Below are 19,619 nucleotides of genomic sequence, written 5' to 3' on the forward strand. Positions count from 1 at the left end.
GATATTTAAAAGAATGTACAGCGGCTTGTTCGATCTTCCATGGTGGAGCTACGTTGTCGTTGCCCTGGCTCTCACGCATGTCACCATTGCCTCGGTGACCATCTTCCTGCACCGTCATCAGGCGCATCGGGCGCTCGACCTGCACCCCTTCGCCAGCCACTTCTTCCGCCTCTGGCTGTGGCTGACCACCGGCATGGTCACCAAGGAGTGGGCGGCCATCCATCGCAAGCACCACGCCAAGTGCGAGACCGAAGAGGATCCGCACAGCCCGCAGACGCGTGGTCTGCGCAAGGTGCTGTGGCAGGGGGCGGAGCTCTACCGTGCCGAGGCGAAGAACGCCGACACGTTGCAGCGCTACGGCCACGGCACGCCGGACGACTGGCTCGAACGTAACGTCTACCGCCATTCGGTGCTCGGCGTGTCGGTCATGATGGTCATCGACCTCGTCGCCTTCGGGCCGATCGGGCTGACGATCTGGGCGGTGCAGATGGTGTGGATCCCGTTCTGGGCGGCGGGCGTCGTCAATGGCATCGGACACTTCTGGGGTTACCGCAACTTCGACTGCACCGACGCGTCGCGCAACCTCGTACCGTGGGGCGTCCTGATCGGCGGCGAGGAACTGCACAACAACCACCACAGCTTCGCCACCTCGGCCAAGCTGTCGGCGAAGTGGTACGAATTCGACATCGGCTGGATGTACATCCGCCTGCTCGAGACGCTGGGGCTGGCCAGGGCCAAGAAAGTGATCCCCACGCCGAAGTTCGGCGAGCCCAGGCTCGCGCCGGATTTCGACATGCTGCAAGCCATCGTCACCCACCGCTACGACGTCATGACGCGCTACATGAGCTCGCTGAAGCGGGTGTGCACGGTAGAGGTCGAGCGCCTGAAGGCGAGCCACGCCGGCCGCTTCGACGTCACCGCGCTCAAGCGCTGGGTGCTGTCGGGCGAGGAGCGCCACCTGAAGGATGGCGAGAAGGAACAGTTGCGCGGCCTGGTCGCCAGCAGCCAGGCCTTGCTCACCGTGGTGACGATGCGGGAAGAGCTCAACGCCCTGTGGGCGCGTTCGAACGCGACGCGCGAACAACTGCTGGCGCAGTTGCACGACTGGGTGGCGCGTGCCGAGCAGAGTGGCATCGACCAGCTCCGCGAGTTCTCGCTGCGTCTGCGCCGCTACGCAGTTTGATCTGCGGGGAGCGGACCTGGACGCGTTTCGAGGCCCGTCAGGCGCGCACGGCGTCCGCCCAGCAGTTGGGTGTTTCGTACAGCCGCACGCGCTCGAGGCGCAGATGGTTGCCGTAGACGTCGCGGTAGGCCGGATCGAGGATGCGGAAGGCTTCGGCGGCGAGGTTCTCCGCAGTGGGCACCACATCGAGCACCACCGTCTTGTGGCCCGGCACGCTGGCGAGGAAATCAGCCACCAGCGTGTCGCCTCGATAGACCAGGAAAGCGTGGTCCCATTGGCCGACCACGAGGTCGTTGGCAACGCGCTTCACGTCGGCGAAGTCCATCACCATGCCATTGACCGGCAGACCGTCGGCCTTGATGATCTCGCCCGACAGCGTCACTTCGACCGCATAGCGGTGGCCGTGCAGATGACGGCACTGGCTGGCGTGATCGGGGATGCGGTGTCCGGCATCGAATTCGAGACGGCGGGTGATGCGCATGATGAACCTCGGTTCCAGGGGCGCGAATTATACCACCCCCGCATCCGCAGGCCGTTTGGCCGAAGTTGCAAGTGATTGAGCAAACGATGAATTCTGATTCTTCCACGGCTGCGAAGCCGCTTTCGGTGATTAATCACGACCGCGACCTCGCCGGTCTCACCTACGTCTATCCGGTGTTGTCCCGGCGTGCGGGCGGCGTGTCGGTGGGCATCAACCTCAATCCCAACAACGCCTGCAACTGGCACTGCGCCTACTGCCAGGTGCCTGGCCTGGTGCGCGGCAAGGCGCCGGTGATCGACCTGCAGGTGCTGGAGCAGGAACTGCGCTGCTTTCTGCACGAACTCGTCCATGGTGACTGGCTGCTGCGGCATGCGCCGGAAGGTGCGCGCGTGATCCGCGACATCGCGTTCTCGGGCAACGGCGAGCCGACGAGCGCGGAGGAGTTTCGCGAGGCAGTGGACCTGGTGCTGCGCCTGCGCGAGGAATTTGGCCTCGGCGGCCCTCGCAGCGAAGGAGGGCCGGGGGGCGTGCCGGTGCGCCTGATCACCAACGGCAGCCTGATGGGTCAGGCGCGTGTGCAGGAAGGCGTGCGGCGGCTGGGCGAGGCGGGGGGTGAGGTGTGGTTCAAGGTCGATGGCGGCAGCACTGCCGCCATCGAGCGCATCAACGGCGTCAACCTGACGCCCGAAGTCGTTGCCCGCAATCTGGCGCGCTGCGCTCAGCTTTGTGATACCTGGGTGCAGACCTGCATGTTCCGCTGGGATGGAATGGCGCCATCCGATGCGGATGTGGACGCCTACCTCGCCGTGCTGCGCGCGGCTGGGCTAGATCGCCTGCAGGGTGTGCTGCTGTACGGCATCGCGCGCCCGTCCATGCAACCGGAAGCCGCGCGGCTGTCACCACTTGAGCCCGACGAACTCGAGGACATCGGGGCGCGCATGAGAAAGCAGGGGCTGACGGTCCGCGTCAGCCCCTGATGGCTTCATGACCCGCCAGGCTCAGCGCTCCTTGCGCTTGGCGCGGGCTTCCTTCTTGAGCGACTTGTACAGATCGGGGTTGGTCGCCTTCAGGTATTCCGCCACGTCCACGTCGTCCTTCCTGACCTTCTCGATATCGATCTGCTCGATGTGGACCAGGCGAAGCAGGGCCTGTACCGGCCGGGGAATGTTGCGGCCGCTCTCATAGCGGGAGCCGCCGCTCTGCGTCACGCCGATCTTGGACCAGAACTGGGACTGGTTCATCCCGAGCTTGCGGCGGATTTCGCGTACGTCGATCTTGTCTGTGCTTTTGGTCATGATTTCGCCCCGTTGATGTGGACTGGACTGGCAAATGCCGTGTGTGCCGGCTTGATGCCCTGATGCCGTAACTTGATACTACTAAAGTTATATCGCATGCGAAGTATAGACCAGCTTTCCGCATAAATTCAATGTGCATTTCCATGAAATGCGGGTTAACCGTAAGTGATATTCACCTGAACCGTGAAATGTGACCGGCGTCGTGTCGGCTTGCTGCCGCGCCGTGTCACTTGCCTGTCGTGTTCGAGCTCAGTTCGCGCCCCGCCGCACTTGCCTGCGCCTGCCGATCCTCGCAACGGGCGGGCTCCGCCCGGGCAGGCCTCGTCGCCTGCACTGCGCGAGTTGGATATGTCGATGGTGCCGATAGTTCAGCATCGAGCCGCGGTGCCGGTATCGCTTTCGCGAGGCGCGGCATGGGGCCTGGCCGCAATGTCCGCACCCAAGGCGGCCGCCATCACCGAACGCGACATCGGAACCCGCATCGACAAGAAGCAGATGGAATGCGCCGCGCTTGCGCCACGGTAGAGGCGAGGGCCGTGGCCATCGAGCTGACATAGCGTTTGACCCGCGCGCGGCGACTCGCTATCATCGCGCCTTCTTTTAGGAGACGTGGCCGAGAGGTCGAAGGCACTCCCCTGCTAAGGGAGCATGCGGGCTAAAACTCGCATCGAGGGTTCGAATCCCTCCGTCTCCGCCAAGCTTCAAAATCAGTGCTTCGTTGATTGTCTGCGACGACGGTCATGCACCTGATCCCAGCAAAGCCCACCTGGAACCACCGTCTGGCGGTTCCAGGTGGGCTTTTGTTTGGGCGTTTGCTTCGGGTAGTCGAATTGCTCCCTTGATGCCGACGAAATCCTCCGGCGCTGCAGCGGAGCTTGCCGCAAGGGCCACTTGCCGCGGACGAGGGGTGACAGCCCCGGCGCCGGCCCGATGGCCGACTCACCTCGCGAGGCGTCTTCCCATACAATCGGGCCGGCTTCATCTTGTCGAGTCACGAGGGCATGCCTTCGTGCTTCGCTGCATGTCTGACCGGGCATATGTTTCCATGACTCCCACCACGACGAACTCCACGCCGCCTGCCGGCAGCCCGGCTTCTTCGCTGCCGGCTGCAGCGCGGCCGCGCATCGCGCTGCTCGGCACCGGGGGCACGATTGCGGCTTCCGCTCCCGATGCCGCCCAGCTCAATGATTACCGCGTCACGGAAGGGGTTGAGGCGATTCTCGACGCGGTGCCGCAGATCCGCGAACTGGCCGAGGTGCGCTGCGAGCAGTTGATGAACGTGGAAAGCCACGAGATCGACACCGCCGGGCTGCTGGCGATCGCGCGACGCACCCAGGCCCTGCTCGAGGATCCGGCGATCGACGGCGTGGTGATCACGCATGGCACCGACACGCTGGAGGAAACCGCCTATTTCCTCAACCTGGTGCTCGACAGCGCCAAGCCGGTGGTGGTGGTCGGGGCGATGCGGCCCGCGAGCGCGCTGAGCGCCGACGGTCCGCTGAACCTGTTGAACGCGTTCCGCCTTGCGACCTGCCCGGAGGCGGCAGGCAAGGGCGTGCTGGTGACGCTCAACGACCGTATCGGTGCGGCGCGCCATGTCACCAAGTCGCACACCATCGCGACCGATGCCTTCGTCTCGGCGGAGCAGGGCAGCCTTGGCGAGATCACTGGCGGCGTCGTGCACTTCTTCAATGCGCCCACGCGGCGGCATACCTTGCACAGCGAGTTCTCGCTCGCGGACATCACCGAACTCCCGCAGGTCGACATCATTTTCGATTACCTCGGCGCCGGCACGCATCCATATCGCGCAGCCATCGACAGCGGGGCGCGTGGCATCGTGCTTGCGGCGACCGGCAATGGCAGCCTGTCGCCATCGGCGCGACTGGGCGCCGAGGCGGCGCAGCGCCAGGGCGTGACCTTCGTGCGGGCGAGCCGGGTGGGGCAGGGCGTGGTGACCGATTCAGCGGACGATGCGGTGCTCGGCACCATCGCCGCGAATTCTCTCAACCCGCAGAAGGCGCGCATCCTGCTGATGCTGGCCTTGTGCGTGACGCGCGATAGCGAGGCCATCCGGGAGTGCTTCCGGCGCTATTGATTGCATCGGCGGGCGCGTGGCGCACACTGACGGCTGGCGTGGCGGCGGAGTCGATGCGGGGCGTGCGATGATCCTTCGCCTTGCTGGGCGCCCGTTATGCTGCAAGCTGTTGTTTTTGCGCGACGCGTGCCCTGTCTCGGCGCTTGAGTTTGCTGATATTCTCGAGATTTTATGCCCGACCGGCGCCCCCACCGAGGTCAAGAATGAACGCGCGAGTCCAAGATCAACTGCACAGAATCGTCATCGTCGGCGGCGGCGCCGGGGGGCTCGAACTCGCCACCCGGCTTGGCGACACGCTCGGACGCAAGGGCAAGGCCGATATCACCCTGATCGACCGTACGCGCACGCACATCTGGAAGCCCAAGCTGCACGAGATCGCCGCCGGCAGCATGGACATCGGCGAGCACGAAGTCGGCTACCTGGCGCAGGCGCACTGGCACCATTTCCACTTTCGCATCGGCGAGATGACGGGGCTCGATCGCACACGGCGCGAGGTCCATGTTGCGCCCTTCATGGACGACGACGGCAACGAGGTCACGCCGGCGCGATCGTTTCCTTACGACACGCTGATCATCTCGGTCGGCAGCCTCAGCAACGATTTCGGCACGCCCGGTGTGCGCGAGCATGCGCTCAAGCTCGAGACGCCGGCCGATGCACGCCGCTTCCATGTCCGCATGGTCAATGCCTGCGTGCGCGCCCATGCGCAGAAAACTCCGCTGCGGCCGGAGCAACTGCATGTGGCGATCATCGGCGCGGGTGCGACCGGCGTCGAACTCGCTGCCGAGCTGCATCACACCACGCGCGAGGTCGTCGCCTACGGCCTCGACCGATTGGATGCGGACAAGGACATCAAGCTGTCGGTCATCGAGGCGGCGCCGCGCGTGCTGCCGGCGCTGCCCGAGCGGCTTTCCAGGTCCACCGAGCATCTCTTGCGGGAACTGGGCGTCGATGTGCATACCAACGCGAAGGTGGCCGAGGTCTTGCCGGACGGCGTGCGCCTGGCGGACGGCCGCGTGCTGCCTGCCGAACTCGTCGTGTGGGCGGCAGGCGTCAAGGCGCCCGAATTCCTGACCCGGCTCGACGGACTCGAAACCAACCGCATCAACCAGCTCGCGGTGCGTCAGACGCTGCAGACCACGCTCGACGACAACATCTTCGCGTTGGGCGATTGCGCCGCCTGCCCGTGGCCGGAGAACAAGGGCTTCGTGCCGCCGCGGGCGCAGGCCGCGCACCAGCAGGCCTCGCACCTGCTCAAGCAGATTCGCCGCCGCCTCGACGGCAAGCCGCTGCAGGACTACCGCTACAAGGACTTCGGTTCGCTGGTGTCGCTGGGCAAGTTCAGCACCGTGGGCAACATGATGGGCGGGCTGGCCAAGGGCGACCTGTTCATCGAGGGCAAGTTCGCGATGCTGATGTACGCGTCGCTCTACAAGATGCACGAGCTTGCGCTGCACGGCTGGGCCAAGGTGACGCTCGACACGCTGGCGCGCATGATTACCCGGCGTACCGAGCCCCACGTCAAGCTCCACTGAAGTAGCAAACGCCGCACCGCTGCTGCCGGAGCAGGGTGCGCCCAGTCGCCACGGAGACGACGTGCTCGCGAACCTGCTCGACATCCTGGCCATCACCGGGCCGATCTACGTCCTCATCGCCATCGGCTACGGTGCCGTGCGCCTGCGCATGCTGGCGGCGGCCGAACTGCGTGCACTCGGTGTGTTCGTGATCAGCTTCGCGCTGCCGGCGCTGCTGTTCAAGGCGCTGTCGCAGCGTGCGCTGGGCGAGCTGATCGACCCGCATGCGCTGCTGGTGTATGTGCTCGCGTCCCTGCTGGTGGCAGCACTCGGCATTGCCATCACCGCTTTCGCGCAGCGTCGCGGGCTGCAGGCCGGCGCGATGAGCGCAATGGGCATGGCGGTGTCGAACAGCGCCTTCATCGGCCTGCCCATCGCCCAGCCCCTGTTCGGTGCGGCGGCGAGCGCCCATCTGGCGATCTACCTGGTGGTGGAGAGCATGATCATGCTGCCGCTGCTGATGACGATCGCGGAAATCGGCGGCAGCGGCCAGGCGCGCGCCGGCAAGGTGCTGCGCAACGTCCTCGGCAGCCTGGCGCGCAATCCGATGATCCTGGGCATCGTCGCGGGCGTGCTGTGTTCCCTGTTCGGCCTGCACATTCCGCTGCCGCTGATGCGCGCGGTGGATATGCTGGCCTCGGCTTCGGCGCCGGTGGCGCTGTTCTACATCGGCGGCACGCTGGCCGGGCTGAGCGTGCGCGGCATGGGCGCCGACATCGGCCTCATCATGGGCGGGAAGCTCGGCCTGCATGCGCTGGCGGTGTTCCTGTTGCTGATGCTGGTGCCGGGCGTCGATCCCGGGATACGTGCCGCCCTGATCCTGAACGCCTGCATGCCAATGGCGAGCATCTACCCCATCGTGGCGCAGAAATACGGCCAGCAGGATGTCGCCGCCGCGGCCCTGGTGGCAACCACGGTGATGTCCTTCCTGACGATCAGCGCGGCCGTGTGGCTGATGAAGGCGACCGGCTTGATCGGTGCGGCAGGGTAGCGCTGCGACGGCGTGCGTCGGTCGCGTCCGGCGCTTGCTTCAAGCTGTGCGCAGCGCGCACGCGAGCGGCATGCGCAGCGTTGCCGGTCGGCCGGGCTGCATTAAAGTGTCGCCGCCAGACCGCGAGATGCGCGGTCCGCCATCCACACAGGAGCATACGTCGCATGAGCAAAGTCCTCGTCATCAACGGCCCCAATCTCAACCTGCTCGGCACGCGCGAGCCGCACATCTATGGCTCGACCACGCTGGCCGACGTCGAGAACGGGTTGCGCGCGCAGGCGCAGCAGCTCGGGCTGGAACTGGAGTGTTTCCAGAGCAACCACGAAGGGGCGATCGTCGACCGCATCCATCAGGCGCGGCTCGAGGGCGTGAAGTTCGTGCTGATCAACCCCGGTGCCTATACGCACACCAGCGTGGCGATCCGCGATGCCATCGGCGGCGTGGCAATTCCCTTCGTGGAGGTGCACATCTCCAACGTGCACAAGCGCGAGGCCTTCCGCCACCACTCCTACCTGTCGGACGTCGCCGAGGCGGTCATGGCTGGCTTCGGAACCCTGGGCTACAACCTGGCGCTGCAGTTCATCGCCTCGAAGCTGCGCTGAGCTGATGCGCAGCCTCGACGACCGCGTCGACGCTCGGCACGAAGGCCTGCTCCAGCGCATAGCTCGCCGGCGGTGGCGCATCCGGGCCGGTCACGCGCCGCAATGGCGCCTTCAGGCTGTCGAAGGCGTGCTCGGCGACCAGCGCGGCGATCTCCGCGCCCACCCCGCAGGTGCGCGAGGCTTCGTGCACGACCACCACGCGTCCGGTGCGTCGGGCGGCGGCCAGCACCGTCGCCTCGTCCAGCGGCTTGATCGTGCGCAGGTCGATCACTTCGGCTGAGATGCCCTCGGCCGCGAGTGCGTCGGCGGCCTGCAGGCACACCGGCACCGTCTTGGCGTAGGAGATGAGGGTCACGTCCTGCCCGGGGCGGGCAATGGCCGCCTGCCCGAGCGGCACCAGCGTCTCGCCGTCGGGCACCTCGCCGGGCTGGTACAGCAGGCCAATGTCGACGAAGAACAGCACCGGGTTGTCGTCGCGGATCGCTGCTTTCAGCAGGCCCTTGAAGTCCGACGCATTGGAAGGCATCACCACCTTCAGCCCGGGCGCATGGGCGAACCAGGCCTCGATGTTGTGGTTGTGCTGGCTGCCGACCGCCCAGCCGGCGCCGGTCATGGCGATCGCCACCAGCGGGAATTCGAACTGCCCGCCCGACAGGTAGCGCAGCTTGCCGGCGCTGTTCACCAGCTCGTCCATCGCGTAGCACAGGAAGGGGGCGAACAGCAGGTCGATGACTGGGCGCAGGCCGGTCGCGGCGGCGCCGACGGCGGTGCCGGCAATGATGCCTTCGGCCAGCGGTGTATTGCGCACACGGGCGCTGCCGAATTCGGCAAGCAGCTCGGTGCGCTTGGTGGCGACGCCTTCGCCGAACATCAGCACGCGGGCGTCGCGGCGCATTTCCTCGGCGAGTGCCTGCGCCATCGCGTCGTAGACAGTGATCGTGGTCATGGTGGCGTCCTCGGGGCGGTCAGGCGTAGATGTCGGTGAGCAGCTCGGTGGCGTCGGGCCAGGGCGAGGCCTCGGCGAAGGCCATCGCGGCGTCGATGCGTGCGGCAACGCGGGTGCCGATGCCGTCCAGGTCGCCGGCAGTGAATCCTCCGCCCGCCAGCAGGCGGGTCTTCATGCGCTCGATCGGATCGCGCGCCTGCCACGCGGCGAGCTCGGCCGCATTCACGTAGGCCTGGTCGTCGGGTTCGAAGTGGCCGCGCAGGCGATAGGTCGACAGTTCGAGCAGGAAGGGCTTGCCGGTGTCGCGGATGGAGTCGGTCGCAGCGCGGGCGGCCGCACTCACCGCCTCGACATCGTTGCCATCGACGGTGGCGCTGGCGATGCCGTAGGGCGCCGCCCAGGCGGCGACGCTTTCGCCGACCATGGTCTCGCGCCGGTGCACGAAGGCCTGCCATTGGTTGTTCTCGCACACATAGAGGATGGGCAGCTTCCACACGGCGGCGAGATTCAGCGATTCGTGGAAGATGCCTTCGCCGGCGGCGCCGTCGCCGAAGAAGCAGGCGACGATGCCGGGCCGGCCGAGCATGGTCTGCGATAGCGCGACGCCGGTGGCGAGCGACAGCTCGCCGCCCACGATGGTGGAGGTGAGCACCACGCCGAGTTCGCGCACCGAGATGTGCAGCGAGCCACTCTTGCCCTTGCAGTAGCCGTCGCGGCGGCCCAGCACCTCGGCCATCATGCGTCCCGGGTCGGCGCCGCGGGCGAGCAGGTGGCCGGCGCTGCGGTGGTTGGTGAGGATCAGGTCGTCTGCGGTGAGCGCCGAGACGACGCCGACCGCGGCTGCTTCCTGGCCGACGGCGGTGCAGGTGCCGGGGGTGCCGCTTTGGGCGGAGTGCGTCGACAGGCGCAGTTCGTAGGCGCGGATCAGCAGCATGGCCTCGAGCAGGGCTTCCGGCTGATCGAGGCGCGGGATGACGGGGGATGACGGGGTGCTGCGGGCTGCTGCGGTGGGTGACACGGTGTTCATGAATTCGCCTCCTGTTTGCAGGGTCGGAGCGCCGCGGCGGTTGGCCGGTGCAGGTCCGACGGCTGCAATCTAGCCCTCTCGCGGGAATGCGAAAGAGGGGGCGCACCGGAATAGGGAATTCTTAGGAAGTGGCGAGTGAAGATTTAGCATGCGCTCCACGAGGAGGCGCGTGCGCGGGGTTTCAGACGCCGTGGGGTGTGTGCAGCAACGCCAGCGGCCGCTCGATGCGCAACTCGAAGCAGCCGCGGCCGGTCTTGTCGATGCGGATCGGCGCCTGATGCTCGACCAGCCGGCGGCCGAGCAGGATCAGCCGCGCTTCCAGGTTGTCGCTGATGTCCGGCAGTCGGATGCGCGGATCCAGCCTCAGTTCGCGATTGCTGAAGGCGGTGCGCCCGCTGGCGGCGAAGTCGTTGAGCAGTGCCCACAGGATGGCGCCGGCGACGCCCTTGATGAGGTAGCGGCCGTCGAGAAAGATGCTGTCGTTCTCGGCATAGTGGCGTACCTCGAGCACTGGCCCGGCCTCGGGCGCGGGGCCGGGTTTGGCCGCCGGCGAAGCAGATGCGCTGCGTTCGGCTGCGTCCACGGGTGCGTGCTGCAGCAACTGGATCGCCGCGCCGAGGCCGCCGGCGAGCGACACCAGCGCGTCCTCGTCGTCGTAGCCGAAGCGCAGATCCTGCGGGCTCTCGACGTACAGGATGCCGAGCACGCGCTGCCCGGCACGGATGGGCACGGCGAGCTGGCTGCGCGAGCCGGGCAGGCCCGGCAGCGGGATCTCGGTCTCCAGTTGCGGCGCCAGCCCGCTGCGCTGCAGGTTGTCGCGAATGGCGAGCGTGTAGCTGTATTCCGCGGCGAAATGGCCGATGCGGATCGGCGTCCCCTCGCGTGCGGCGACGCCGATCACGCCGTCGCCCAGCGCGATTTCCGAGCCGACGCCCGACTGCGTGTAGCCGCGGCTGGCGACCGTGTACAGGCGGGCATTGGGCGCATCGAGCATCAGCACCATCGCGTGGTGGACGTCGAAATGGATCTCGAGGCAGGTGAGCGTCTGCGCGAGCAGGCTGTCGAGGTCGGTGCACAAGCACAACTGCTCGGCGCTCGCCCGCAGCGCGGCGAGCAGGTGGGCACGCGGTGGCGGTGGCGGCAGCGTTTCGCCGGGCACGCGCTCGATGTCGAGCACGCGGTAGATGTCGGCACCCAGCAGCCTGAACACGCCGGCCATGCCGGTGTGCGAGGCGATGCCGGCGAGCTTGGCCTTCATCTTCTCGAACAGCGGGCCCTCCTGCTCGGTGCGCAGGTATTGCAGGCTCAGCCTGTAGTGCGCGCCGGTTTCCGGGTCGATCACGGCGACGCGCGCATGAGGGTTCGCGAGGATGTTGCGGCGGGTCGTGTTGAAGAACTGATAGGACAGCGCGACATGGCCGGCATCCACGTACTGCACCTGCGACAGGTAGGCCATGTTCGGCGTGCCGTCCGGGCTGCAGGTGGCGATGGTGCCCGGGATGGCACCGTCGAGGCAGGCGCGGATCGCATCCAGCTTGATCTTCATGCACCGCTCCGCAGCGCGTTGCCGGCATCAGGCCCCGGCGTCTGCAGGAAGCCGGCGCTCGGCGTGAAGTTGATGGCGGTGAGGTCGTCGGCGCGGCAGGCGAGCACACTCCGGATCACCTGCGTGGGATAGCCCAGCGGCGCGAGGCCCCCGGCGAAGGCGTCCACGTAGCGCTCGGCAAGCGCCTCGTCGCCGGGCTCCAGCGGCACGACGCGGGCATCGCCGCCCTTGAACTGCAGGGTGCGGTGATCCGCCGGCAGGCTGAAGACCACGGCGATCGCACCGTTGCGCCGCACGTCGTCGATGAGGCCGGCGGAGGCGGTGGCCGAGAGCAGGATGGTGATGCTGCGTTTGTCAGCGGCGACGCGGCAGCCGGTGGCCCGCGCCATGCTGGGCAGGCCGGCGCCGCGGCAGGCTGCCGCGCTGATCGATACGCCGCCGCAAATGAAGCGGGCCTGGTCTTCGTCGAGGAGGGGGGAAAGTGCCTGGGTCATGGTTTCCCAAGCATAGACAACAAGCCCAGGCGGCGGAATGCCTGCTGCGGGATGCGGTCCGCCCCTTGGGCCCGACGGCGTGCATGCGCCTGCCCGCGATCAGCGCGTCGTCGTCGGCATCCTATTTCGGCGGCTGCGGGAACAACACTGCAAGACCAGGCGCCGGCTCGCCCGGCGGCAGGTAGGCGGGCGCCGGCTCGCCGGCGACGCCGAGCGAGCGCACGAAGCGATGGATCGCACGCAGATCGTCCTCGGCCATGTCGCGCAATGCGAACCAGGGCATGGGCGGACGTGCCTCCGTGCTGCGCGCATGGCGCACCCACTCGTCCTCGCTCATCTGCGCCAGCCTGATGCGCAGGTTCGCCGCGAAGGTCGTGCCCCAGGGGCCATGCCAGCCGAGCCGGTCGCCGACCAGCCAGTCACGTTCGGCGACGCGTCCGCCGGTCTGCGCATAGTGCGGCGTGTGGCAATCGTTGCAGCCCGCAACGCGCACGATGTAGCGGCCGCGCTCGATCATCGTTGCATCGCGGCCCGTGCGCTCCTGCGCCGCGCCCCCATCCGTGCCGGCAGCGCTTCCAGCCAGCGAGGCGAGCAGGGTGGCGACGAGCGCAGCGACTGTCTTTCTGACCATCATGACGGTTCTCCTGTCGTTTTCGTTTCGCGAGGCGGGAGGGGGCCTGCCGCGAGTGATGGCCAGTGTGGTCGTGCGCGTGCCGGCGTGAAGCTAAATGCTGCTTCAACGAATGCTAAGAATTTGCTAGTCGCCCGCCGCAAAGCACACGGCCCCTGCCTCGCTGGGAGGCAGGGGCCGTCGGAGGCGCCGCTGTCAGCGGCTGCAGGCCGCAGGGTCGGGCAGGCGCTGCGTGTCGAAACCGAAAGACTACTCGGCGGCGCCGATGGTCAGCGTGATGTCGCCGACGCGGTCGATGTGACCGCTGAGGTGGTCGCCCGTCTTCACTGCGCCGACGCCCTCGGGCGTGCCGGTGTAGATCAGGTCGCCGGGCTGCAGGTGGTAGAACTGCGACAGGTCGGCGATGATCTCACGGATGTTCCAGATCAGTTGCGACAGGTCGCCCGCTTGCCGCGTCACGCCATTGACCGCGAGCGTGATGGCGCCGCGGTCGAGCACGCCGAGTTCGCCGGCGGGCACGATGGGGCTGCAGATTGCCGCGTTCTCGAAGTTCTTGCTCAGATCCCACGGACGGCCGGCATCACGCGCGATCGCCTGCAGGTCGCGGCGCGTCATGTCGAGACCTGCGGCGTAGCCATGAATCAGCTTTTCCGCATCGGCTTCGGAGACGCGGAATCCCGGCGCCCCGAGCGCGACGACCAGTTCCATCTCGTAGTGGAAATCGGCGGTGCCCGGCGGGTAGGGAATCGTCGCACCGCTTTCGACGAGCGACGACGGTGTCTTGGTGAAGTAGAAAGGGCGCGAGGTGGCCTTGACGACCCCCTTCATGCCCATCTCGATGGCGTGCGCCTGGTAGTTGCGACCCACGCAGAAGATGCGATTCACCGGATAGCGCGCAGTGCTGCCGATCACCGGAAGCGAGACGACGGCAGGCGGGTTCCACAGATACGTCGCTTGGGTCATGAGTCTGCCCTCGCGCTTACCAGAGTTGCCACCAGGGCCGTGTATCGGCCGGACCACCGGAGAAATACACGCTGTTGGGGAAATTCTTGCGCATCACCCGGTCGGAATCGTCTCGCAGCTCGGTCATGCCGAGCGCGTCGTAGCTCCTCACCAGCAGGAACAGCGCCTCCTCGTTAGCCGGTGCCTGCGGAAAGCTCGTCAGCGCGCTCTTGGCGCGATTCACTGCGGCGACATAAGCGCCACGGCGATAGTAGTAGCGGGCCACGTGCACCTCGTGCGCGGCGAGCGAGTTGACGAGGTACTGCATGCGCTTGCGCGAGTCTTCCGCGTAACGGCTCTCCGGGAAGCGGGTGATGAGCTCGCGGAAGCTCTCGAAGGCTTCGCGGGCGCCTTTCGGATCGCGCTCGGAAAGATCCTGGTTGGACAGGCCGGCGAACAGGCCGAGATCCTCGTTGAAATTCACCAGGCCCTTCAGGTAGTAGGCGTAATCGACGTTCGGGTGGTTCGGGTGCAGCTTGATGAAGCGATCGGCCGCGGCCAGCGCCATGGCCGCCTCACCTTGCTTGTAGTACGCGTAGGCCGATTCGAGTTGGGCCTGCTGCGCGTAGCGGCCGTAGGGGTAGCGCGCCTCGAGTTTTTCGAACAGCTTCACCGCGCGGTCGTAGCCGCCTTCGCCCATCGACGCCTTGGCCTCGGAGTAGAGCTTTTGCGCGTTCCACCCTGCGGTTTCATCGATCTCGTCAGGCATCAGGCCGCAGCCGCCGAGCAGCAAGGCGCCGATCAGTGCGGCATTTCCCGCTAAACTTCCCAAGGTGAACCTAGCCATCGATAACACTCGCGTGAATGAACCGCGCGATTATAGCCCAGCCGAGGACGACGACCCGTTCGAGCCGTCGTCGATGCTGCTGACCGTTTCGGCCGATCTCGCCGGCCTGCGTCTGGACCAGGCGCTGGCGCGGCTCTTTCCAGAACACTCGCGTAGCCGGCTGCAGGCCTGGCTCAAGGACGGGCGTGTGCGCCAGGATGGTGCGGCGGCCGAAGCCAAGCGCAAGGTGTGGGGCGGAGAGCGCCTCGAGGTGGATGTCGCGCCACCGCCCGAGGCGATGGCGGCGCTGCCTGAAGACATCCCGCTCGATGTCGTGTTCGAAGACGCCACGCTGATCGTGATCAACAAGCCGGCCGGCCTGGTGGTGCATCCGGGCAGCGGCAACTGGACGGGCACGCTGCTCAACGCGCTGCTGCACCACGCGCCCGAACTGGCGGGCGTGCCGCGCGCCGGCATCGTCCATCGGTTGGACAAGGAGACGAGCGGCCTGCTGGTCGTCGCCAGAACGCTCGAGGCGCAGACGGACCTGGTGCGCCAGTTGCAGGCGCGCACCGTGAAGCGCCACTACCACGCGCTGGTGCACGGCGCCATCGGCAGGGCGGGGGTGGTGACGGCGCCGATCGGCCGTCATCCGCAGCATCGCACGCGCATGGCGGTGGTGCCGGGCGGCCGTCCGGCGGTCACGCGCTACGCGGTGTGCGAGCGCCTCGCGCGCTGCACTCTGGTCGAATGCCAGCTCGAGACAGGGCGCACGCACCAGATCCGGGTGCACATGGCCCACGTGGGCCACCCGCTGGTCGGCGATCCGGTCTATGGCGTGCGCCGTTGCGGCGACGCGCTTCTCGATGCCTTTCCGCGCCAGGCGCTGCATGCCTTTCGCCTCGGCCTGATCCATCCGTCCTCCAGGGTGGAGATGGAATGGTCGGTGCCGATGGCCGCCGATTTTGCAGCCCTGCTGCGATCCCTCGGGAGTCCAAGCTGGTGACCTTGCCCTTGATTCAACCTGACTGGCCGGCGCCACCGCGCGTACGCGCCTGCGTGACGACCCGCTTTGGCGGCGTGAGCTTGCCGCCGTACGACAGCCTCAACCTGGGCGCGCATGTGGGCGACGACGAGGCCGCCGTCGCCGAGAACCGCGCCAGGCTGCGCGGCCTCGTGCCGTCGGCGCCGTTGTGGCTGAACCAGGTACATGGTGTCGCCGTTGCCGATGGCGACGATGCGAGCGGAGTGCCGACAGCGGATGCGGTGGTTGCGCGTCTTCCGCACCGGGTGTGCGCGGTGCTGACGGCCGATTGCCTGCCCGTGCTGTTCTGCGATGACGCCGGCACGGTGGTCGCTGCGGCGCACGCCGGATGGCGCGGACTGGCGGCGGGAGTGCTGGAGGCCGCCGTCACGCGCATGGGTGTGCCGGCCGGTGGGGTGATGGCCTGGCTGGGGCCCGCCATCGGTCCGCGTGCGTTCGAGGTCGGCGCCGAGGTGAGGGCGGCATTCGTGACCGACGATGCCGCTGCGGCGTCTGCCTTCACGCCGGGCCGGCGCGATGGGAAGTGGATGGCCGATCTGTTCGAGCTCGCGCGCCTGCGCCTGGCACGGATCGGTGTGCAGCGCGTGCACGGCGGCGGCGTCTGCACGCACGCCGACGTGGCGCACTTTTATTCATATCGGCGCGACGGCGTGACTGGCCGTTTTGCTTCGATGATCTGGCTCGAGCCCTGACGGCGACGGCGCGACGGCCCCGATGCCGAACGCAAGTGCCGCGCTATTGCCTGTCTTCCGAATCGGCTCTATCGTTCATGCCGGCCGCCTCGCGAGCCTTGCGGCGCTCGCGTCGTGCGGGTGCGCCGAGGAGCCACAACGTGAGTGCGAGTGGCCCCGCGCCGTAGAATAGGAAGGTCAGCACGCCGCCCACGACGGTATTTTCCGCCACGGAAGCGAGCAGGGCCACGTAGAGCCAGGCAATCGCGATCAGATACATGGCCTGGATTGTAGCGCCCACGCCCCGGCGACGGTTTGGCAGGTGCATAATCGCGGCAATCGTGGAGCCCGCTCCGGGGCCCGGGTGCATAGCCACAGGAGACGAAATGTCCGGCGCGAACGACAACAACAAATCGACCGAAGCTCTGCAGATGATGTTCCAGGCCGGCCAGGCCATGGCGCAAAATTTCTTCGACACGCTCGCGCGCAATCATGTCGCGATGCAGGATTCCACCGGCGTCGCCTCGCCCCGCGTGCCCATGCCCGAGGCCGATGCGCTTGCCAACATGCAAAAGGCCTTTGCCGAGCAGCACGCCGCGCTGTGGTCGTCGATGCTTGCGCGCAAGCCCGATGCGCCGTCGGAGCCGGTGGTGCAGCCCGAACCGGGAGACCGGCGTTTTGCCGCCCCCGAGTGGCAGCAAAGCCCGGTATTCGACTACGTGAAGCAAGCCTATCTGCTCAATTCGGGCTTCCTGACGCAGGTGGCCGACGCGCTGCCGATGGCGGACGGACGCGCGAAGTCGCGCATCAAGTTCCTGACCCGGCAGTATGTCGACGCGCTGTCGCCGAGCAACTTCGCTGCCACCAACCCCGAGTTCATCAAGGAGGCGCTCGACTCCAAGGGCGAGAGCATCACCCAGGGCTTGCGCAATCTGCTCGCCGATCTCGAGAAGGGGCGCATCTCGATGACCGACGATGCCGCCTTCGAAGTGGGGCGGAACCTGGCGGTGACGCCAGGTGCGGTGGTTTTCGAGAATGACGTGATGCAGTTGATCCAGTACGCGCCGCTGACCGAAAAGGTTGCACAGGTGCCGCTGCTGATCGTGCCGCCCTGCATCAACAAGTTCTACATCATGGACCTGCAGCCGGAAAACTCGCTGGTCCGCTTCACCGTCGAGCAGGGTTTCACCGTCTTCCTGGTTTCATGGCGCAACCCGCGCCCGGACGTTGGCGGTCACCTCACCTGGGACGACTACCTGGAAAAGGGTCCGCTTGCTGCGCTCGAGGTCGTGCGCTCCATCACCCGCGTGAAGAAGCCCAACGTGCTGGGCTTCTGCGTCGGCGGCACGATGCTGACGTCCGCGCTGGCGGTCGAGCGTGCCCGGGGCGTGGAGCCGGTTGCCAGCCTGACGCTGATGACGACCCTGCTCGACTTCGCCGACGCGGGGGAGCTCGGCTGCCTCGTCGATGAGGCGAGTGTGACCGCGCGGGAAGCGGCCATCGGCAAAGGCGGGGTGCTGAAGGGGCAGGAACTTGCCAACGTGTTTTCCTTCCTGCGTGCCAACGACCTGGTGTGGCAGTACGTGGTGGGCAACTACCTGAAGGGAAGGAAGCCACAGGCGTTCGACCTGCTTTACTGGAACGCGGACGCGACCAATCTGCCGGGTCCCTTCCTCACCTGGTACCTGCGCAACATGTATCTCGAGAACAACCTGCGCGTGCCCGGAAAGCTCAAGATGCTGGGCGAGAAGATCGACCTCTCCAAGGTCGACATGCCGGCCTACCTGATGGCGGCGCGCGAGGACCACATCGTTCCCTGGACGAGCGCCTACCTGGCCCGCAACCTGCTCGGCGGCGACACCACCTTCGTGCTCGGCGCAAGCGGTCATATTGCCGGCGCCATCAATCCGGCGTCGAAGAATCGCCGCAGCTACTGGGTTTCGGATGCCGCGGCGACCGATCCGGAGGAGTGGCTGACGGCTGCGGTCGAGCAGAAGGGCAGCTGGTGGCTGCACTGGATCGAATGGCTGCGGGGCTTCGGCGGCAAGTCGGTCGCCGCCCGCGGGCGGCTCGGCAGCACGAAGTACGAGCCGATCGAGCCGGCGCCGGGCCGTTACGTCAAGGAGCGCGCCTGAGCGCTGTTGCCGTGCGTGGCCGGCCGGGGTTGTCCCGGCTCGGCATCGGGTCATCGATGGCGGCAGCGAAAGTGGCGGGCGCTGCCGACAGAATCATTCCCGCCGTGAATGCCCATTAGGGGAGAGGAGTAAAAAATGTCGAGAGTCGCACTGGTAACGGGTGGTATGGGTGGTCTGGGCGAAGCGATCTGCATTAAGCTCGCTGCGCTTGGCTACAAGGTGGTGACCACTCATTCGCCGAGCAACACCAAGGCGGCCGAATGGCTGCAGACCATGAATAACATGGGCTACGGCTTCAAGGCCTATCCCTGCGACGTGGCCGATTTCGACTCCTGCAAGGCCTGCGTGGAGCAGGTGGTGAAGGAGGTCGGCCCGGTCGACGTGCTGGTGAACAACGCAGGCATCACGCGCGACATGACGTTCAAACGTATGACCAAGGCTGACTGGGATGCCGTGATCAGCACCAACCTCGACTCCGCCTTCAACATGTCCAAGCAGGTCGTCGACGGCATGGTGGAGCGCAAGTGGGGTCGCGTGATCAACGTATCGTCGGTGAACGGCCAGAAGGGTGCCTTCGGCCAGACCAACTACGCTGCCGCGAAGGCGGGCATGCATGGCTTCACCAAGGCCCTGGCGCTTGAAGTCGCGCGCAACGGCGTGACGGTGAACACCATCTCGCCGGGCTACATCGGTACCAAGATGGTGATGGCGATTCCGCAGGAGATCCTGGATTCCAAGATCCTGCCGCAGATTCCCGTCTCGCGCCTGGGCAAGCCGGAAGAAATCGCCGGCCTCGTCGCCTATCTGTCGTCCGAAGAGGCGGCCTTCGTGACCGGCGCCAACATCTCGATCAACGGCGGTCAGCACATGTTCTGATCTGTCCCTGGTGCCGGACAGCCACGGCGCACCCCGCGATGCGGGTGTGCGCCGTTTTTTCTTCGTGCGCCCGGCAGGGCGCACCCACTTGGAGGTGAAAGTCCTCTACTCGCCCGGCAAGGGGAAGAGTTAGCTGAACGGCAAGGGTGTCGCGGGTAACTGCGAATCTGGAGGAAGCCGAAGGCAAAGCGCTGGCCTGACGAACAGGAAGCGGATATGAGGCGGCACAGCGGGGTAAGGCGGCGAATATCGTCAAAGCCCG

General features: G+C 66.7%; 21 protein-coding genes and 1 tRNA gene. 12 read left to right on the top strand and 10 right to left on the bottom strand.

Translation table 11 applies throughout. The features are described from left to right. Positions 1 to 13 precede the first annotated feature (13 nt). A complete protein-coding gene (locus GH664_RS20755; RefSeq protein WP_153170025.1) occupies positions 14 to 1,183 on the top strand; it encodes a fatty acid desaturase in 1,170 nt (389 codons plus the stop codon). Between the two features lie 37 nt (positions 1,184 to 1,220). Here GH664_RS20755 and queD read toward each other — a convergent pair whose 3' ends face one another. Beyond that, a complete protein-coding gene (gene queD / locus GH664_RS20760; RefSeq protein WP_153170026.1) occupies positions 1,221 to 1,664 on the bottom strand; it encodes a 6-carboxytetrahydropterin synthase QueD in 444 nt (147 codons plus the stop codon). 86 nt (positions 1,665 to 1,750) lie between these two features. Here queD and GH664_RS20765 point away from each other — a divergent pair, with 86 nt between their 5' ends. Further along, positions 1,751 to 2,641: a radical SAM protein gene (locus tag GH664_RS20765; RefSeq protein ID WP_153170027.1), complete on the top strand. Its 891-nt coding sequence runs from the start codon at positions 1,751 to 1,753 to the stop codon at positions 2,639 to 2,641. A gap of 21 nt (positions 2,642 to 2,662) precedes the next feature. Here the strand turns inward: GH664_RS20765 and GH664_RS20770 are convergent, their stop codons facing one another. Beyond that, positions 2,663 to 2,959, bottom strand: a complete 297-nt coding sequence (locus tag GH664_RS20770) for a DNA-binding transcriptional regulator (RefSeq protein WP_153170028.1) — start codon at positions 2,957 to 2,959, stop codon at positions 2,663 to 2,665. A gap of 354 nt (positions 2,960 to 3,313) precedes the next feature. Between GH664_RS20770 and GH664_RS20775 the strand changes: the two genes are divergently transcribed. The 6 genes from GH664_RS20775 to aroQ all read left to right on the top strand — a co-directional run bounded on the left by GH664_RS20775 (position 3,314) and on the right by aroQ (position 8,218). Beyond that, a complete protein-coding gene (locus GH664_RS20775) occupies positions 3,314 to 3,484 on the top strand; it encodes a hypothetical protein (protein WP_153170029.1) in 171 nt (56 codons plus the stop codon). 78 nt (positions 3,485 to 3,562) lie between these two features. After that, positions 3,563 to 3,656 (top strand) — tRNA-Ser (locus GH664_RS20780). Between the two features lie 348 nt (positions 3,657 to 4,004). After that, entirely contained in the window at positions 4,005 to 5,054 is a 1,050-nt protein-coding gene (locus GH664_RS20785) for an asparaginase (RefSeq protein WP_228111648.1), read from the top strand. 203 nt (positions 5,055 to 5,257) lie between these two features. After that, the gene (locus tag GH664_RS20790) at positions 5,258 to 6,586 is read left to right on the top strand and encodes an NAD(P)/FAD-dependent oxidoreductase (protein ID WP_153170031.1); all 1,329 of its coding nucleotides are present in this window, start codon (positions 5,258 to 5,260) and stop codon (positions 6,584 to 6,586) included. A 61-nt stretch (positions 6,587 to 6,647) separates the two neighbouring features. After that, positions 6,648 to 7,616: an AEC family transporter gene (locus GH664_RS20795; RefSeq protein ID WP_228111649.1), complete on the top strand. Its 969-nt coding sequence runs from the start codon at positions 6,648 to 6,650 to the stop codon at positions 7,614 to 7,616. Positions 7,617 to 7,780: 164 nt separating this feature from the next. After that, positions 7,781 to 8,218 carry a type II 3-dehydroquinate dehydratase gene (gene aroQ, locus GH664_RS20800; protein WP_153170032.1) on the top strand — a complete coding sequence of 146 codons (438 nt, stop codon included), beginning with the start codon at positions 7,781 to 7,783 and terminating at the stop codon, positions 8,216 to 8,218. On the opposite strand, the gene GH664_RS20805 is transcribed toward aroQ, so the two are convergent. The 7 genes from GH664_RS20805 to GH664_RS20835 form a co-directional block, all read right to left on the bottom strand. Next, positions 8,196 to 9,164, bottom strand: coding sequence for an alpha-ketoacid dehydrogenase subunit beta (locus tag GH664_RS20805; RefSeq protein ID WP_153170033.1), 969 nt, complete (start codon positions 9,162 to 9,164; stop codon positions 8,196 to 8,198). The genes aroQ and GH664_RS20805 overlap by 23 nt on opposite strands. Before the next feature lie 19 nt (positions 9,165 to 9,183). Next, positions 9,184 to 10,191, bottom strand: a complete 1,008-nt coding sequence (locus GH664_RS20810; RefSeq protein WP_153170034.1) for a thiamine pyrophosphate-dependent dehydrogenase E1 component subunit alpha — start codon at positions 10,189 to 10,191, stop codon at positions 9,184 to 9,186. A gap of 181 nt (positions 10,192 to 10,372) precedes the next feature. Beyond that, complete coding sequence (locus GH664_RS20815) at positions 10,373 to 11,737, bottom strand: GAF domain-containing protein (RefSeq protein ID WP_153170035.1); 1,365 nt, start codon at positions 11,735 to 11,737, stop codon at positions 10,373 to 10,375. Then, a complete protein-coding gene (locus GH664_RS20820) occupies positions 11,734 to 12,231 on the bottom strand; it encodes a hypothetical protein (protein ID WP_153170036.1) in 498 nt (165 codons plus the stop codon). The genes GH664_RS20815 and GH664_RS20820 overlap by 4 nt, the downstream gene beginning before the upstream one ends. Before the next feature lie 121 nt (positions 12,232 to 12,352). Then, positions 12,353 to 12,865, bottom strand: coding sequence for a cytochrome C (locus GH664_RS20825; RefSeq protein ID WP_153170037.1), 513 nt, complete (start codon positions 12,863 to 12,865; stop codon positions 12,353 to 12,355). Between the two features lie 246 nt (positions 12,866 to 13,111). After that, positions 13,112 to 13,825 (bottom strand): fumarylacetoacetate hydrolase family protein, encoded by a 714-nt coding sequence (locus GH664_RS20830; RefSeq protein WP_153170038.1) that lies wholly within the window; start codon positions 13,823 to 13,825, stop codon positions 13,112 to 13,114. 16 nt (positions 13,826 to 13,841) lie between these two features. After that, positions 13,842 to 14,651: an outer membrane protein assembly factor BamD gene (locus GH664_RS20835; protein WP_153170039.1), complete on the bottom strand. Its 810-nt coding sequence runs from the start codon at positions 14,649 to 14,651 to the stop codon at positions 13,842 to 13,844. Here GH664_RS20835 and rluD point away from each other — a divergent pair. Both rluD and pgeF read left to right on the top strand, forming a co-directional pair. Beyond that, positions 14,638 to 15,636 carry a 23S rRNA pseudouridine(1911/1915/1917) synthase RluD gene (rluD, locus tag GH664_RS20840; protein ID WP_153170040.1) on the top strand — a complete coding sequence of 333 codons (999 nt, stop codon included), beginning with the start codon at positions 14,638 to 14,640 and terminating at the stop codon, positions 15,634 to 15,636. The two genes, GH664_RS20835 and rluD, sit on opposite strands and share 14 nt — an antisense overlap. Before the next feature lie 8 nt (positions 15,637 to 15,644). Next, entirely contained in the window at positions 15,645 to 16,367 is a 723-nt protein-coding gene (gene pgeF / locus GH664_RS20845; RefSeq protein WP_228111650.1) for a peptidoglycan editing factor PgeF, read from the top strand. Between the two features lie 43 nt (positions 16,368 to 16,410). Here pgeF and GH664_RS20850 read toward each other — a convergent pair whose 3' ends face one another. Next, positions 16,411 to 16,626, bottom strand: coding sequence for a hypothetical protein (locus tag GH664_RS20850; RefSeq protein WP_153170042.1), 216 nt, complete (start codon positions 16,624 to 16,626; stop codon positions 16,411 to 16,413). A gap of 106 nt (positions 16,627 to 16,732) precedes the next feature. On the opposite strand from GH664_RS20850, the gene GH664_RS20855 reads away from it, so the two are divergent. Beyond that, on the top strand, positions 16,733 to 18,481 hold the full coding sequence (locus GH664_RS20855; RefSeq protein ID WP_228111651.1) for an alpha/beta hydrolase: 1,749 nt from the start codon (positions 16,733 to 16,735) through the stop codon (positions 18,479 to 18,481). 135 nt (positions 18,482 to 18,616) lie between these two features. Beyond that, the gene (gene phbB, locus GH664_RS20860) at positions 18,617 to 19,357 is read left to right on the top strand and encodes an acetoacetyl-CoA reductase (protein ID WP_153170043.1); all 741 of its coding nucleotides are present in this window, start codon (positions 18,617 to 18,619) and stop codon (positions 19,355 to 19,357) included. The last annotated feature ends 262 nt before the right edge of the window (positions 19,358 to 19,619 follow it).

This window comes from Thauera sp. 2A1, assembly GCF_009469595.2.
In the GTDB taxonomy this organism is placed as follows: domain Bacteria; phylum Pseudomonadota; class Gammaproteobacteria; order Burkholderiales; family Rhodocyclaceae; genus Thauera.

Coding starts and splice junctions, on each gene's coding strand:
- GH664_RS20755 (WP_153170025.1), top strand. CDS start 14: ATGTACAGCGGCTTGTTCGATCTTCCATGGTGGAGCTACGTTGTCGTT.
- queD (WP_153170026.1), bottom strand. CDS start 1,664: ATGCGCATCACCCGCCGTCTCGAATTCGATGCCGGACACCGCATCCCC.
- GH664_RS20765 (WP_153170027.1), top strand. CDS start 1,751: ATGAATTCTGATTCTTCCACGGCTGCGAAGCCGCTTTCGGTGATTAAT.
- GH664_RS20770 (WP_153170028.1), bottom strand. CDS start 2,959: ATGACCAAAAGCACAGACAAGATCGACGTACGCGAAATCCGCCGCAAG.
- GH664_RS20775 (WP_153170029.1), top strand. CDS start 3,314: ATGGTGCCGATAGTTCAGCATCGAGCCGCGGTGCCGGTATCGCTTTCG.
- GH664_RS20785 (WP_228111648.1), top strand. CDS start 4,005: ATGACTCCCACCACGACGAACTCCACGCCGCCTGCCGGCAGCCCGGCT.
- GH664_RS20790 (WP_153170031.1), top strand. CDS start 5,258: ATGAACGCGCGAGTCCAAGATCAACTGCACAGAATCGTCATCGTCGGC.
- aroQ (WP_153170032.1), top strand. CDS start 7,781: ATGAGCAAAGTCCTCGTCATCAACGGCCCCAATCTCAACCTGCTCGGC.
- GH664_RS20805 (WP_153170033.1), bottom strand. CDS start 9,164: ATGACCACGATCACTGTCTACGACGCGATGGCGCAGGCACTCGCCGAG.
- GH664_RS20810 (WP_153170034.1), bottom strand. CDS start 10,191: ATGAACACCGTGTCACCCACCGCAGCAGCCCGCAGCACCCCGTCATCC.
- GH664_RS20815 (WP_153170035.1), bottom strand. CDS start 11,737: ATGAAGATCAAGCTGGATGCGATCCGCGCCTGCCTCGACGGTGCCATC.
- GH664_RS20820 (WP_153170036.1), bottom strand. CDS start 12,231: ATGACCCAGGCACTTTCCCCCCTCCTCGACGAAGACCAGGCCCGCTTC.
- GH664_RS20825 (WP_153170037.1), bottom strand. CDS start 12,865: ATGATGGTCAGAAAGACAGTCGCTGCGCTCGTCGCCACCCTGCTCGCC.
- GH664_RS20830 (WP_153170038.1), bottom strand. CDS start 13,825: ATGACCCAAGCGACGTATCTGTGGAACCCGCCTGCCGTCGTCTCGCTT.
- GH664_RS20835 (WP_153170039.1), bottom strand. CDS start 14,651: ATGGCTAGGTTCACCTTGGGAAGTTTAGCGGGAAATGCCGCACTGATC.
- GH664_RS20850 (WP_153170042.1), bottom strand. CDS start 16,626: ATGTATCTGATCGCGATTGCCTGGCTCTACGTGGCCCTGCTCGCTTCC.
- GH664_RS20855 (WP_228111651.1), top strand. CDS start 16,733: ATGTCCGGCGCGAACGACAACAACAAATCGACCGAAGCTCTGCAGATG.
- phbB (WP_153170043.1), top strand. CDS start 18,617: ATGTCGAGAGTCGCACTGGTAACGGGTGGTATGGGTGGTCTGGGCGAA.